This is a genomic window from Sphingomonas sediminicola (genome assembly GCF_014489515.1).
Classification (GTDB): Bacteria; Pseudomonadota; Alphaproteobacteria; order Sphingomonadales; family Sphingomonadaceae; genus Sphingomicrobium; species Sphingomicrobium sediminicola.
This window is the reverse complement of the sequence record NZ_CP060782.1, coordinates 453,726-466,910: the sequence shown is the minus strand read 5'-3', so window position 1 is coordinate 466,910 and position 13,185 is coordinate 453,726. Positions and strand designations below refer to the sequence as shown.

General features: G+C 63.2%; 13 protein-coding genes and 1 pseudogene. 4 read left to right on the top strand and 10 right to left on the bottom strand.

Annotated elements, in window-relative coordinates; all coding sequences use genetic code 11:
• The 8 genes and pseudogenes from H9L14_RS02600 to H9L14_RS02565 form a co-directional block, all read right to left on the bottom strand.
• Complete coding sequence (locus H9L14_RS02600; protein WP_187709116.1) at positions 1–783, bottom strand: TrbG/VirB9 family P-type conjugative transfer protein; 783 nt, start codon at positions 781–783, stop codon at positions 1–3.
• Positions 780–1,894 (bottom strand): annotated as a pseudogene (locus H9L14_RS02595) (TrbL/VirB6 family protein). The gene H9L14_RS02600 and the pseudogene H9L14_RS02595 overlap by 4 nt, the downstream one beginning before the upstream one ends.
• 68 nt (positions 1,895–1,962) lie before the next feature.
• Positions 1,963–4,365: a VirB4 family type IV secretion/conjugal transfer ATPase gene (locus H9L14_RS02585; protein ID WP_187709114.1), complete on the bottom strand. Its 2,403-nt coding sequence runs from the start codon at positions 4,363–4,365 to the stop codon at positions 1,963–1,965.
• Positions 4,366–4,375: 10 nt separating this feature from the next.
• Positions 4,376–4,648: a VirB3 family type IV secretion system protein gene (locus H9L14_RS15470; RefSeq protein ID WP_281389410.1), complete on the bottom strand. Its 273-nt coding sequence runs from the start codon at positions 4,646–4,648 to the stop codon at positions 4,376–4,378.
• 5 nt (positions 4,649–4,653) lie between these two features.
• Positions 4,654–4,950 carry a TrbC/VirB2 family type IV secretion system protein gene (locus H9L14_RS15465; protein WP_425506918.1) on the bottom strand — a complete coding sequence of 99 codons (297 nt, stop codon included), beginning with the start codon at positions 4,948–4,950 and terminating at the stop codon, positions 4,654–4,656.
• A gap of 8 nt (positions 4,951–4,958) precedes the next feature.
• Positions 4,959–5,507 (bottom strand): lytic transglycosylase domain-containing protein, encoded by a 549-nt coding sequence (locus tag H9L14_RS02575; RefSeq protein WP_246444360.1) that lies wholly within the window; start codon positions 5,505–5,507, stop codon positions 4,959–4,961.
• Between the two features lie 62 nt (positions 5,508–5,569).
• Complete coding sequence (locus H9L14_RS02570) at positions 5,570–6,691, bottom strand: DUF1996 domain-containing protein (protein WP_187709113.1); 1,122 nt, start codon at positions 6,689–6,691, stop codon at positions 5,570–5,572.
• Positions 6,692–6,991: 300 nt separating this feature from the next.
• The gene (locus H9L14_RS02565; RefSeq protein WP_187709112.1) at positions 6,992–8,026 is read right to left on the bottom strand and encodes a mannose-1-phosphate guanylyltransferase; all 1,035 of its coding nucleotides are present in this window, start codon (positions 8,024–8,026) and stop codon (positions 6,992–6,994) included.
• Positions 8,027–8,342: 316 nt separating this feature from the next.
• Between H9L14_RS02565 and H9L14_RS02560 the strand changes: the two genes are divergently transcribed.
• The 4 genes from H9L14_RS02560 (at position 8,343) to H9L14_RS02545 (ending at position 10,657) form a co-directional block, all read left to right on the top strand.
• Positions 8,343–8,897, top strand: coding sequence for a PEPxxWA-CTERM sorting domain-containing protein (locus tag H9L14_RS02560; RefSeq protein WP_246444357.1), 555 nt, complete (start codon positions 8,343–8,345; stop codon positions 8,895–8,897).
• Between the two features lie 4 nt (positions 8,898–8,901).
• Positions 8,902–9,543 carry a L,D-transpeptidase family protein gene (locus H9L14_RS02555; RefSeq protein WP_246444355.1) on the top strand — a complete coding sequence of 214 codons (642 nt, stop codon included), beginning with the start codon at positions 8,902–8,904 and terminating at the stop codon, positions 9,541–9,543.
• Positions 9,544–9,805: 262 nt separating this feature from the next.
• A complete protein-coding gene (locus H9L14_RS02550; protein WP_246444353.1) occupies positions 9,806–10,168 on the top strand; it encodes a CAP domain-containing protein in 363 nt (120 codons plus the stop codon).
• A gap of 9 nt (positions 10,169–10,177) precedes the next feature.
• Entirely contained in the window at positions 10,178–10,657 is a 480-nt protein-coding gene (locus H9L14_RS02545; protein WP_187709110.1) for a retropepsin-like aspartic protease family protein, read from the top strand.
• Here the strand turns inward: H9L14_RS02545 and H9L14_RS02540 are convergent.
• A complete protein-coding gene (locus H9L14_RS02540) occupies positions 10,611–11,708 on the bottom strand; it encodes an acyltransferase family protein (RefSeq protein WP_187709109.1) in 1,098 nt (365 codons plus the stop codon). The genes H9L14_RS02545 and H9L14_RS02540 overlap by 47 nt on opposite strands.
• Positions 11,709–11,713: 5 nt before the next feature.
• Positions 11,714–13,039, bottom strand: a complete 1,326-nt coding sequence (locus tag H9L14_RS02535; protein WP_187709108.1) for an O-antigen ligase family protein — start codon at positions 13,037–13,039, stop codon at positions 11,714–11,716.
• Between the last annotated feature and the right edge of the window lie 146 nt (positions 13,040–13,185).

Here is a 13,185-nt window from a genome sequence, read left to right as displayed (position 1 = left end):
TTAGCGCCCCGCCAACCGGATGGAGTCCGACTTTGATTGGTTGCGATTGATCAATACGGCCGTGTCCTTGCCGAGCCGCATGACCAGCGTGTTCGGGACGCCCTCTACGACTACGAAGGAGCCCTGCTGGCGATAGTTCAGAAGACCTTCGCGGCCTTCCTCGTCGCGGTCGAACAAGGCGGGCATCGGCGCCCCGGCTTTCCACTGAAGGTAGAGCGAGTGGCCGTCGTCATAGTAGCGGGCGGGAAGCAGTTCCTTGTCGCCCTTTCCCTTCCACGCATAGTTCATCTTGGGATGAGCGACGGCCGGAGCCGCGGCAGACGCGGCGACGGCCGGAGCCGCGGCAGACGCATCCGCGAGGAGTTGCGGGTAGGCAATTTTCTTCTGCGGCGCTTCCGCACTTGGCGGGGGCAATGCGCCATAGGTGAAGCGCAGGTTGTACATCGGCGTGCTGCCCGTCGAGGCGACGCTGAGATCGAAGAGATAGGTGCGCTGATCGGTGATGACCGTCATGTTGGTCTTCGCCTTGCCCATCAGCGGCTTCAGGAACAGCAGGTTGGCGCGCTTGTTCGGCGTCACCTGCCAGGCTGAGGAATCGCCAACGGCGACATTCTCAATCTGCTCGCCTTGGCCGAACTCGATCATCGATTGGTAGCCGAGACGGCCCTGAACCTTGACGACCTTGTCGGCCTGGTAATGGACGCTCTGGAGCCGCGGATCGGCTGCGTGAGCAGGAACGGCGAAAAGCGCCAGGGCCAGGAAGGCGGCCGGGATTTTCGTCATGAGCTGGTCCTCTGAAACTGCATGTTACGTGGTCGATATTGGCGGCTGAGACTGCCCAGCCGTGGGTCGGTGCGGGGTGCGGGCGCAGGGGCAGTGGTGGCATCCACCGTCTGGCTCGCGCTCGAATAAAGAGGATAGGTGGGAGCGGGAGCGCGGTCGTAACTCGCTGCCCCGCCCGACGCGGCGCTGATGATCGCGCGGACGCGAGGATCGCTGTTGCTTGCGGTCGCGGCAGCCGGTTCGAGGCCGACGGACGGAACCTGCGACTGACCCGGAACGGCTTCCACAGAAGTGGTCGAGGTCTTGCGCTCGCGGCTTGCGCCGAACGGCAACCGCCACCCGGCAACCATTGTTGCCGAGATCTTGAGGGTCACGGCCATCAGGGCGCAGTAGACGGCAGCGGCCAAGAAGAGCGTCGTGGTCAGCCGGAGCGGGACCTGGCCGCCCGCTGCTGCAAGGGAGTCCAGCATCGGCGAGAGCAGCGCGATGGTCGCTCCTCCGATCAGGACCGCCAGAAGCGGAGTCAGAGCGAACAGGACAGCTGCCTTCAGCCAGCCCTCAAACAAGCCGCGGCTCCCCTCGAATAGGCCGCAGATGATGAAGATGGGGCCCAGCGCGAGCATTGCCGCGAGCGCGATCCTTGCGACAAGCAGAACTCCAACCGTTCCCAGCAGGAGCAGGAGAGCGGACAGCCAAAGCAGGTCCGGTCCGGACGCGATCGAGCCGGTGTCCGTCAAACCCTTCGTGGCGGCTTCGGTCGCGGCGGCAGCCTGCGCTACGACCACGAAGATCTTGTCGAGCCGGTCGGCGAACAATGAAGTCGCGCTTCCGTTCGTGCCGATGAGCAGGCTCGCGATCTGGTCGGGGCACCGACCAGCAGGTTCCAGATCACGGACTGATAGGCGACCCACGAGGTCGCGAACGTCAGCGCAATGCCAAGCGTCATCATCCGCGGGGTCAGACTGGACAAGGAAAGCGACGTCCGGCCGGTCAGCAATCCAATAGCGTAGAAGCCGATGTACAGGGTCAGCGCCGCCGTCAGCGCCTGGCCGAGCAGAGCATCCGTCCCGAATAGGCGCGCGAAAGCGAACGATGCCGCCTCGCCGCTCATGCAGTCGACGACGCGCAGCGCCTCGGCGATGCCGGACGGGCCGGCGCCGTCGAATGTCGGGCAACCGCTCACTCAGCCGCCTCGATGTAGAGCACGTCATCGTCCGCATCCGGACCGCCGGGCCACGGAGCCCGCGTCAGCAGCGGATACCAGTGGGCGGGATCGTCCCCGACGTTGGCGCGGATTGCGTCGAGCCGCCGGACGGTGGACTCACGGCCCGACAGGACGAGCAGGAGTTCCGGCATTCCAGCCAGGTCCAGCCGCGCAACCACGCTATGGTTGGCATGGCGGATCAGGAAGCAGCGGCTGTGTGCGGGCAGCGAGCGAATGAGGTCGAGTTCATGCGCCGACAGTCCGAAGCCCGCGCAATAGTCTTCCGCCTTCGCTTTCGGGTTGGGCATGAAGATCATCGTCGCCGTCTGCTCGACGAGCGCCGACGAAATCCGGCTGTCGAGAGCGTCGCGCGCCGACTGCGTCGCGAAGCCGACGATCGCGTTGCGCTTACGAAGCGTCTTCAGCCAATCGCGGATGCGCGCGGCGAAGACTGGATCGTCGAGCGCCTTCCAACCTTCGTCGATCAGCACTGCGGTCGGTTCGCCGTCGAGCCGCTCGTCGATGCGGTGGAAGAGGTACATCATCGCCGGAGTTCGCAGGCGCGGGCTGTCCAGCAGCGCGGTCATGTCGAAACCCAAGATGCGCGCGCTCAGGTCGAGATGGTCCTCGTCATTGTCGAACAGCCAAGCATGCTCGCCATTGTTGACCCATGGATCCAGACGGGACTGAAGGTCGCCCGCTTCCGGCCGGCGACGGCCGCCGAGCAGTTCCTGAAAATAGCGGAGCCGGCGGAAGGCCGGATCGTGATCGAAACAGGCGTCGACCGCCGCCGAGATGGAGGCAAGCTCCTCCGGCCCCTCGGCGTTGAGGAGCACGCCGAGCCAGTCGCGCAAGAAGGCCTTGTTTTCGGGAGTGTTCGGCAGGCGAAGCGGGTTGAAGCCTGTCGGCTCGCCCGGGCGAAGGACCGAGTAATGGCCGCCCGCAGCCCGAAGGAAGATCTCGGCGCCACGATCCTTGTCGAAAAAGATCGTGCGCGGACCGAATTTCTGCGCCTGCGCGGCGAGGAAGTTGAGCACGACCGTCTTGCCCGACCCGGATGGGCCGATGATCGAGAAGTGGCCGAGATCGCCCTCGTGGAAGTTGAAGAAATAAGGGGTCGAGCTGGTCGTCTCGAGCACGGAAACGGAATCGCCCCAGTGATTGCCGACCGGCTGACCAACCGGATAGCCGTGGAGCGAGATGAAGCCGGCCGCATTGGCGGTCGAGATGAGCGCTCTGCGAACGATGTAGGATTCGTTGCCCGGGAACTGGCCCCAGAAGAGCGGCTCCAGATTCACGTCCTCACGCACCGCGATCGCGCCGATGTCGGCGATGCCGGCTGCAGCATTCGCCATCGCCGTATCGAGCTCGGCGAGGTCCGACGCACGAACGAGAAGGCTGAAGTGATGGTCGCCGAAACCGGCCTGGCCAGCCCCGAGCGCGTCGCGTGCCGAGAGCATCTCCCGTCGCTCGGTTCCGCTGTCTTCCTCGCTGGCTTTCTGACGGCGGAGCGCGAGGTCGATTCGCTCGCGCGCAATCTGCCGGTCGGCCGGAGCGAAGGTCTCCGTGAGGACCAGCTCGCACGGAAGCCGGAGGATGTTGTCGATCAGGCCGGGACGGGTCTCTGCCGGATATTCCTTGATCGAGAGCATGGCCGCGAAGCTGCGTCCGCTCGCGCCTCCCACTTCAAGCGCGTCGAGGCCGAAACTCACGCGCTTGTACGGAAGGTGATGCCCTAGGTCGCTGCCGTCCGGAGGCATGGCGACCGGCCGCATCTCGCCATTGTAGATGCTCGAAAGGAATTCGAGCGGCTCCGAGAGTTCGCCGGTGTCGGTCCGGTAGGTAGACAATAGGCGCGCACCATAGGGCTCGAGGCCGGCGAGCAACGAAGCCGTCGCGGCTTCAAGGTCGCGAATGGCGCCGTGATCGTCTTCGGTGCGACGGCTGAAGCGGCGCTGCAGGCGCTCGGGCCAGCCCGTCTTGCCCCGCGCCGGACGGCGAACGATGGTCAGGAACTGCTCGTTCACGAACAGCCGGCGCTCGGCCAGCCGCGCATCCCACTGCTTGCCGACAGCAGCGCAGAAGGGGGAATCGAACTCGCCGCCTGAGGCGACTGTCACCCGCCGTCGAACGACGTGATGGTAGAGCACGAAGCGTGCGTCGACGACGCTGCGCAGAAGCACTTCCCGCACCGCCTGGGCATGGTCGAGCTGTTCGGAATCCTGGGTCTCGAACTCCATCCCACCGATGTGCAACGTGCGCATCACCGCACCGTCGCGAAGCCGGATCGTCGCGTCGTCGATGTGGCGGTCGAACGGCAGGCGATCGCCTGCCTTTGCTTCCCGCTTCATCCACTGCGCAGGGCCGGTCCACTTCATTAGCGCCTCCTTAAGGCGAATAGCTGTTGCAGCCCCAGCGCTTGTAGTTGCGCACCCGGGGGCAGCGGCTGACCTTGGTCAGCCAGAGATCGAAGACGCGGGGCTCGCGCAGGCACAGGAAATATCCGACGGCATGGATCGCCAGCGCCGCCGGAAGGGCCAGGAACGAGCGGGTCAGGAGAAAAAGCTCCGTTGTGACCGCGGCATTGATCACGAAGAAATTGAACGTCACTCCGGCGAACATTTGCGGCCGGGTCAGGGCGCGAAAGAGCGGCGCGCGCACCTAGGCTAACCCGAGACCGCCGCGGTCGACTGGATGCCCGACACGATCGCTGCCGATCCGAACAGGATGAAGCAGCCGATGATCACCGTAGCTCCGACGCGCCAGTTGAGGCGGCCGGTCAGCATCATGAAACCGACCATGGCGACCGCGATCACGGCGACCGAAGTTGCGACATTGCCGAGCAAAGTGCCCTGCAGCCAGCTGAGCGCCGACACGATCGGGCCCGAGCCCTGCGGATTGGCCTGCGCGAATGCCGCTGACGGCATGGCGGCAGCGGCAAGTGCGACCGTCGCTTTGACAATCTTCACTACTATTTTCCTTCTTGAATCGAATTGGCCGCGAGGCGCGCGACGATGGCGCGCACATACGCTTGCGTTTCAGGAATCGACGGAATCCCCCGTGCCGTCATCACCCGCCCCGGACCCGCGTTATAGGCCGCTAGCGCCTTCTCAACGTCGCCGTCGAAACGGTTCAGTTGCTGACGAAGGTACCGCGCACCCCCCGCCAGATTCTGTATCGGGTCGCGCGGGTCGACGCCAAGGTCACGCGCCGTTCCGGGCATCAATTGCGCCAAACCGATTGCGCCTGCCCGAGACATGGCCGTCGGGTTCCAACGGCTCTCCTGCCAGACCAGCGCCTCGAGCAGGTGCGGACTGATGTCGTTGGCCTTGGCGATGTCCTGCAACGCCTGTGCGTAGTTCCCCGTGATGCGGTCGCTGAGGACGGTCACGGCACCGTCCGGGAAGATGGCGACATCGTCCGTAATCCCGGTCGTCTGCTGTGTTTCGTCCGACATCCAGGTCGCGTTCGGAGCATCGCTCAGGGTCTTGACCGACCCCTTCGGACCGATCTCGATCACGTCGGCCTGCGCCGCGCCCGCCCACACAAGGCCGAACGCGAGCGCGAGATGCCGCATCAAGCTCACGGCACCGCGACCAATCGTGGATTCGCGTTCCAGGTGAAGCCGGCGAACTGCTTCATCTGCCAGCCGTTACCAAGATCGCCGGCCGAGCAATTGAGCTTCTTGTCGAGACAATTGTCTTCCCACATCTGGTGCACGGTCGGATCCCAGGCCATCCAGAAATCGGCGTGGAAGGTGGTCCCGCGCGGCAAGCTCGGGAGCATCTCGTCCGAAGACAGGCGCCAGTTCCCCACGTTGGAGTCCGTTGTGAACCATGCTCCGAGAGTGAAAGTCGGGATGACGTACGGGTGCGTCGACGGGCACTTGAAGTAGCCCCAGTCGCCATAGCTAGCGTAAGCAACGTGATCGCGGTGGTTCGCGCTGTCGAGGTTCTTGCCGTCCCAACAGTCCGGAGCCTCGATGACTGCACCCAGCTGCGCACCGGCCGGGCAATTCTTCGCGGCCTCCGGAAGCGTCTTGTACTTGCCGGGGACGGAACCGGGTCCCTGGCAATTGAACCAGAGGAAGCCGGTCGGCGATTTGCCCGTCAGCATGTCGTAACCGAAGATGAACTTCAGGCCGTTCGGCAAATTGACGCAATTGCCCTGAGCCTGCGGATCGCCGCTCGAGAGGCTGCATTTCGGGTCGGATTTCGGCCGGCGCTTGTAATAGATGCTCACGAAGTCTGGGCGGACAACGTTGCCTGCTCCATCCAGCATCGCCGGCATCCAGTAGGCCGAGCGGTTAAGCGGAGACATGCACGTCGACTGGCCGCTGGTGCGGAGCGAGTTGTATGTAGAGGACGCGTTCGCGCCCGTGTTTCCGTAGAACTGGTGAAGGTGACTCTTGCCGGGCTGGCCTGGATAGACGATCGGATCGTCGCGAAGCACCTGGCCGGCATTACAGATAAAGCGGAATGCTCCGACGACGTCCGGGCTGGCTGAAGGCGGGATTGCGCCATTGCCACCGGCCGGAACCAACTCGGAGTTGTAGTCGAAGTTCGAAGCGATCGCCGCTTCGCCGAGCAGGCTCGGGCTGGGGTCGGCGACGTGGGCGGCGGCGGCGCTGGCGTTGGGGCCGGCGCTGCTGTGTCGGACGTCGTCGTATCGTGGCTCGAGTTGTCTTTGGCTGAAACCTTGCATCCCGTAAGAACGGCAAACAGCATTAGTGACGCGGCAAGCGTCCTCAAATTCATGCGCAAATCAGGAATGACCCCCCTCCGGGTCTAGAAATTAACGAAGCTTACCGTGAGAATGTGACCTGTTCGGAGTCGCAGCAACAAGCGTCTTGCGACCTATCCGCGACGTGTCGGTGTTTTTTACAGTCGAAACGAGGAACGCCGTAAGAGTAACGTAAACATCCGATTAAGCATTGGATTACACGGACTGCGCTAACTCGAATTGTATCGCTCCCGACATGAATCGACCTGCTTGTCGATTGGTTTAGCGCCGCTTCATCAATTCGGCGGCTTCCCGGACGCGCTGGGCTTCGGAAAGCGGGACCACGAGCACATGGTCGGCGGTCGCGATGACGACAAGGTTCTCGACGCCGATCGTGACGATTTCGGGTCCATCTGATCGAACCAGGCAGCCACGACTCCCCAGGGAGTGCGCTCTTCCACCCAGGACGTTCCCGTCCGCATCCTTGGGTGCCAGGTCGAAGACCGCCGCCCAGCTTCCGACGTCCGACCAGCTCAATCGGACGGGGACGACGGCGACCCGGTCCGAGTGCTCCATCACCGCATAGTCGATCGAGGTGACTGGGCAGCCGGCCAAGGCGTCGCGGTCGGGCGTAGTTCCCTGACCTTCGACCGAGGCTCGTTCCATCGCGGCTTTCGCCGCGCCATAGATTTCCGGCGCATGACGTTGGAGCTCACGGCGCATCGCAGCCGCGCTGAACATGAACATGCCTGAGTTCCAGTAAGCCTTCCCCGAGCGAATAAGCTGCTCCGCGACCTCCTTCGCGGGCTTCTCCACGAACGAGCTCGCTTCGAGCACGCCGTTGCCGATCGGATCGCCGCCGGTGATGTAACCGTAACCGGTCTCCGGCTGCTCGGGTTCAATTCCAAAGGTGATGAGATGTCCCGCCTCAGCCGCCGGGAGACCCCGCCGCACTGCTTCGTACAGCGGCGCAGGATCGGTGATGTAATGGTCACTCGGAAGGACGAGCATGATAGCGTTTTCGTCCGTAGCTAGTGCCGCCAACGCGACTGCGGCCGCCGACCCGCGCGGAATGGGCTCGAGAATCAGCCGAGCATTCGGCGCCAGCTTCCCGACATCGTCCGCCTGGGAGGCCGCCCCGACAATCATTGGAGGAGCGAAGAGGTCGGGATCCCCCACTCTATCGAGCGTTTGCTCGACCATCGTCCCCTTGCCGACCATTTCCAGGAGGTGTTTGGGTCGGTTTCCCGTAGAGATGGGCCACAATCGAGTGCCGGAACCACCGGCGAGAATGACAGGCTGAACAAGGCTTTTCATCGCACAGCCATATCGTTCACTGCGCAGCCGGCCAAATCCCGCTGAATGATACTGCGCCAGCTCGACACATTTCTGTTCAAAATCGGGACGAATTAAACTCTTCGGTTGATTCGGGAGCTTAATTTTGAGTTAATGGTTACTTGGAGTCGTGCACGTATTTTTGAGCGCGTGGATGGCTCGCTTTTCAGGGATTTTCATGGCGGCCAAACGTATCCCAAGCCAATCTCGAAGGCGTCTGAGCGCGACTAGCCGCGCCCGCCGCGAGAAGCTTGCTGCCGCAAAGAGGCGGAACACGGCGCTTGCTGTCAGCGGGGCGGTGGCCATTGTCCTCGCCGCTCCACTGTCGATTGCCGCGTACATGGGCGTGGAAACGTCCCTTCCCGGGTTCGAGACAGCCAAGAGCTTCCTTGCGATGATGGCCGATCGTTCGCCGGGCGACCGGACCAAGGGCGAGCTGACCAAGACGAAGAAGGCTGCGGCCCCGGCGCCCCAGCAGCGTGCGCTCGGCAAGATCACAAAGCCTGAGCCACCCAAGGAATTCATCGAGGCCATCGCACCGCAGGCCCCGACGCTCCAGGAGCCGGCACAATTTGCCCCGACCATCAGCGGGCTCGGGCCGCTGCTCGTCCCTCCGCCACCCGGTGGAGGGGGCGGGATCTTGTTTCCTCCATCGCCACCGGGAGGTGGAGGCGGAGGCCCGAATCCACCGCCACCGCCGGAAGAGCCGCCGCCTCCACCGCCGCCACCTCCGCCTCCGCCGCCGGCGGTTCCGGAACCCGGCACCTGGGCAACGATGCTGCTCGGCTTTGGACTGACCGGCTGGGTGATGCGCCGGCGCCGCCGCACCGTCGCAGCGATCGTCACAGGATAGCATCATGAAACGCGGGATGGTCGTCGCTCTCGCCTTCGCGGGATTGACCACGGCTGCCGCTGCGGCATGGTCGAGCCGGATTATCGAGCGCCCAGCCCCGGTTGCCTCAACGGACGATGAACTTCCGACATGGGGCGGAAAGGATCGCATCTTCCTGACGAAGGCGCAGCTGTTCCAGGCTCATGCTGAAGGCGCCATCGACCGCGACGTCCAGTCGATCCTCAATGTCCCAAAGCGGATGCATTACGGCGACTTCATCTGGAATGACCGCAACGTTCCAAAAGGACCGGTCTGGGTCCGAGTCGACCTCAAGCAACAGCTGATTTCGGTTTTCCGGGCCGGGCACGAGATTGGCACGGCCGTGATCCTCTACGGTGCCGAAGAGAAGGAAACTCCGGACGGCGTCTTTCCGGTGATCGCCAAGATCAAGGACCACAAGTCCGTGACCTATGGGGATGCACCGATGCCCTATACCCTGAGACTTACGAACGACGGCGTCTCGATCCACGGGAGCGACGTTCGGTGGGGAGCCGCGACGCACGGATGCATCGGCGTGCCGCTTGAATTCGCCCAGAAGCTGTACGGACAGGTCTCCAGGGGCGATCAGGTCGTGATCGTGTCTGACGACGAGCAGCGCGCATCCTGACGCGAATTCCGTATCGCGGCCGCAATTCATCGTCCGCGTAAACTCTTTGGTGACCATCCCCTGCGAAAAGACAGGAGCTCAACCGAGGTTGCTCCATGTCTCTTTCGCGCCTGCGTCGCGTTGCCGCCGTACTTGCACTGGCTTCGGCCAGTCCAATGCTCGTGGGCGGCGTCGGACCGCGGCAGAACTTCGATGAGAGACTCCTCGCCGCGCAAAATCGTGAGCGGGATGCAATCGGCGCTGCCCCCTTAGCTGGGATCCGGTGCTTGCGCGCTCAGCGCGCGACTGGGCTCGCTATCTCGCCCGAACCGGCAAGTTCGAGCATTCGCCGGACAGTCCTTGGTGGTCGGGCCCCGAAGGCGAGAATCTCTGGGCAGGCACGGTCAATTACTATCAACCGGAAGCGATGGTCGGTTTGTGGGCCTCTGAGAAGCGCGCCTACAAGGCCGGTGTCTTCCCCAACAACAGCCGCACCGGCCGCGTCGAGGATGTCGGCCATTATACTCAGCTGATCTGGGAGAAGACCGGTGCAGTTGGCTGCGCTCTCGAGCGCGGGCGCAACGAGGACTTTCTGGTCTGCCGCTACACACAGGCCGGGAATGTCCTCGGTGAACGTCCAATCTGAAACCGGGCGATGATCGAACGCGTCCTCTTCCTGGCAACGATCGCTGGCGGCGCCACGCTTGGCGTGTTCTGGCCGCTTCACAAGAGCGATGCCCCGACGATCAGTCCGGCTGCGATCGAAGTCACGCTGGAGCGCAATTCTGACCGTCATTTCTACGCGGATGCCGAGGTGAACGGTCGCAGCGTCCATTTCCTTGTCGACACCGGGTCCAGCGAGATCGCGCTTACGGAAGACGATGCACGGAAAATCGGCATCGAGGTGGACCCCTCGAAATACGAGCTGATCGGTCAAGGCGCGTCCGGGATCGTGCGCGGCCAATATGTCGAGTTGAGCGAAATCCAGCTTGGCGCAATTCGTGAAAGCAACGCCAAGGCCGTTGTCGTTCAGGGCGCCGATGTTTCGCTGCTCGGCCAGCCGTTCCTCGAGAACATCGACGAGATCGTCATCCGGAAGGGCGAGATGCTTCTGCGCGACCAGAAGGATTCGTAGCCAGCCTCGCCGCCTGGCGGCGCTTCCCGAACTCTCGGACCCTCCTCGTAATCGGTTGCTCGAAATAGCGTGTCGAAACATGCGCAAGAGCGAACGTCAGCCCGAATAGTAGCGGCCGCTTCAGATATTTTTCCAGGCGCTCGCCGCTTCCGAGCCAGGTATGCGAGAGCACGCCGTGAATGACGTAGAGGGCGTAGGAAATCTCAGCCACATAGGCCATCGGCCGAGACACGAGGATCCGCTGCAGGAATGCCGGCGCGCCCGTTAGCGAAGAGCCGACCAGGATCGCGGCTGCATAGGGCCGCAGATATTGCAGCGGCCCGGCATCGGGATGGCTGCAGACGATCAACGCGACTGCGAATGGCCAGACTGGCAGTTTCCTGAGGATGCCGGACGCGCGTTCCCCGAACCATCCTGCGTAGACGAGCGCGATGGTGCCGCCGGCGAGGATCTCATCAACGCGGTGCCAGGTGACGATGCTGATGTGCTCGCCCGCGACAATCCGGGCGCTGGTGACTGCAATCGCAAGGACGGGCACCAGATAGAGGCCGCGCCGGCCGAAAAGAAGGCAGATCGTCGCGACCGTCAGGTAGAACTGCATCTCGACGCAAAGGGACCAGAGATGCTCGCCGCCGATCAGCAGGCTGACCGGCGGAAGGTTCGCGACGAAAAGCAGGTTCCGGGCGACCGTTACCGGGTCGTACTGGTGCCACAGGACCAAGAATAGCATGGCAGCCCAGGACAAGGGCACGATCCTCGCGAGGCGCTTCATTACGAAGATGCCAAGGGGTGCGCCGGCCGCCAGAAACTGCACGATCAGGAAGCCGGAGAGAGTGAAGAAAAGCGCCATTCCCATGGCGCCGGACAATTCGTTGAGTTCAAGGACCTTCGGCCCCAGCGGGAGCAGGTGCGCACCCAGCACAAGCAGGATGCTCGTCGCTCGCCAACCGTCGAGAACCGGGATTCGGGTGGACAGCCTGGGCTGAGCCTGGATCGGGGCTACGGATTGTTCGTCCGTCGCGTCACTGTCCATCGCCCGTTCGTCACGCACGCGGCTTAGCTCGCCTGCGCCAGCGCGCCGCCGGGAATGGCGCGCGCCACACCGCTCCTCGCTGCCGATCTGGAACGTGCCGCGATCGCCACGAGAAGGCCGGCGGAAATCGCAAAGAGATAGTGCAGCACGAAGTCCATGAAGACGAATTCGTACGAGATGTGCGCAACCGCGACGATCATCGTCGCGAGCAGGCCCGGAACGAGTTCACCATGTTCGCCGGCCACATGCCGCCTGAGCAATCGGAACCCGAGAACGATAATCGACACGAGCGTCGCGGCGAATCCGACCAGTCCCAGGAAGCCCATTTCCGCAGTGACGAGATAATAGGTGCTGTGCACCGCGGCGGCGCGATTGTCCTCGTTCCAGGCGACACCCGCCCGCTGCGAGTATCCGCCCGTATTCGCGACCAGGACATATTGGTTGGCGCCCACGCCGAACGGATGATCGGCGATTATCATCTTGGCCGCCTGCTTCATCGCAGACCGCTCGTAGTCGCTCGACTCCTTCGCGGCATCGGTCCGACGATTGGCCGCCCATAACATCGCCGGAACGGCCGCGATGAGCAGCATGGCAAGCATGCCTGCGAAAGCATTCTTGCGTGACGTCTTCCCGTGGCGGATCGAAAGGATCACGGTGAGGATCACGCCGATGGCGAGCAGTCCCATCGTAGCCCTAGACCCGCCGAGCACGGCGATGATGAGCCCGGCACCCGCGGTCGCTGCGGGCCAATAGGTTCGGCGGGTTCCGAGCATGAGGGCGACAGCGGGAAAGACCACGAAATCGAGGCTGAGGCCGATGAAATTCGGATGGCCGAGACTTCCTCCGGGTCGCGGATTTCCCGTCACATATTGATAGATCACGACCAGAGCCTCGATCATCAGACCGAAGCCGAGACCGGAAATCAGGGCGACGGGAGCCTCTTCGACGGTCGCACAAGCATGTGCCACCGCGATAAACAAGAGCACGGTTCTGAAGAGCTGCCAGGCGTAAAACGTCGCCGGGATCCACTGGTAAGCGACGAAGGTCGAGACCAGGACAGCTAGACAATAGATCCCGAACGCCAGCTTCAACGAGAGAGGTATTCGAACGCTTTTCGTCGACGCGATCAGCGCGATCGAAATGGCATCGACAAATGAGACTTCGATGCCCCTAGCCAGACCCGGCCAAAGCGGCCAGGCGATTGGCGCGGCCCATAGCCGCGGAGCCAGGAAAAACATCGTAGCGCCAAGGACGAAGCAGGCTTGCACGATATAGCGCGGCTGCGACCGCAAGAAGCCCGCAAGCGCGGGCGTCCCGATAATCAGCGCAAGAAGGAAGATCCATTTCACGCCAGTTGCTGCCCGCTAGCTCCCCACTCGATCCGATGAACGATCATATCGCCGCTCAGTCCGGTCGGTAAGCGCTTTTCATTGCAGGGAATCGTTTAAAATTCGCCCGGCCTTCGCAGCGAACCCAATGGTTGCGTGCCCCTCCG

Bases quoted from the DNA above. Each gene is read 5' to 3' on its own strand.
- H9L14_RS02600 (WP_187709116.1), bottom strand. From the start codon at position 783: ATGACGAAAATCCCGGCCGCCTTCCTGGCCCTGGCGCTTTTCGCCGTT.
- H9L14_RS02585 (WP_187709114.1), bottom strand. From the start codon at position 4,365: ATGAAGTGGACCGGCCCTGCGCAGTGGATGAAGCGGGAAGCAAAGGCA.
- H9L14_RS02570 (WP_187709113.1), bottom strand. From the start codon at position 6,691: ATGCAAGGTTTCAGCCAAAGACAACTCGAGCCACGATACGACGACGTC.
- H9L14_RS02565 (WP_187709112.1), bottom strand. From the start codon at position 8,026: ATGAAAAGCCTTGTTCAGCCTGTCATTCTCGCCGGTGGTTCCGGCACT.
- H9L14_RS02555 (WP_246444355.1), top strand. From the start codon at position 8,902: ATGAAACGCGGGATGGTCGTCGCTCTCGCCTTCGCGGGATTGACCACG.
- H9L14_RS02545 (WP_187709110.1), top strand. From the start codon at position 10,178: ATGATCGAACGCGTCCTCTTCCTGGCAACGATCGCTGGCGGCGCCACG.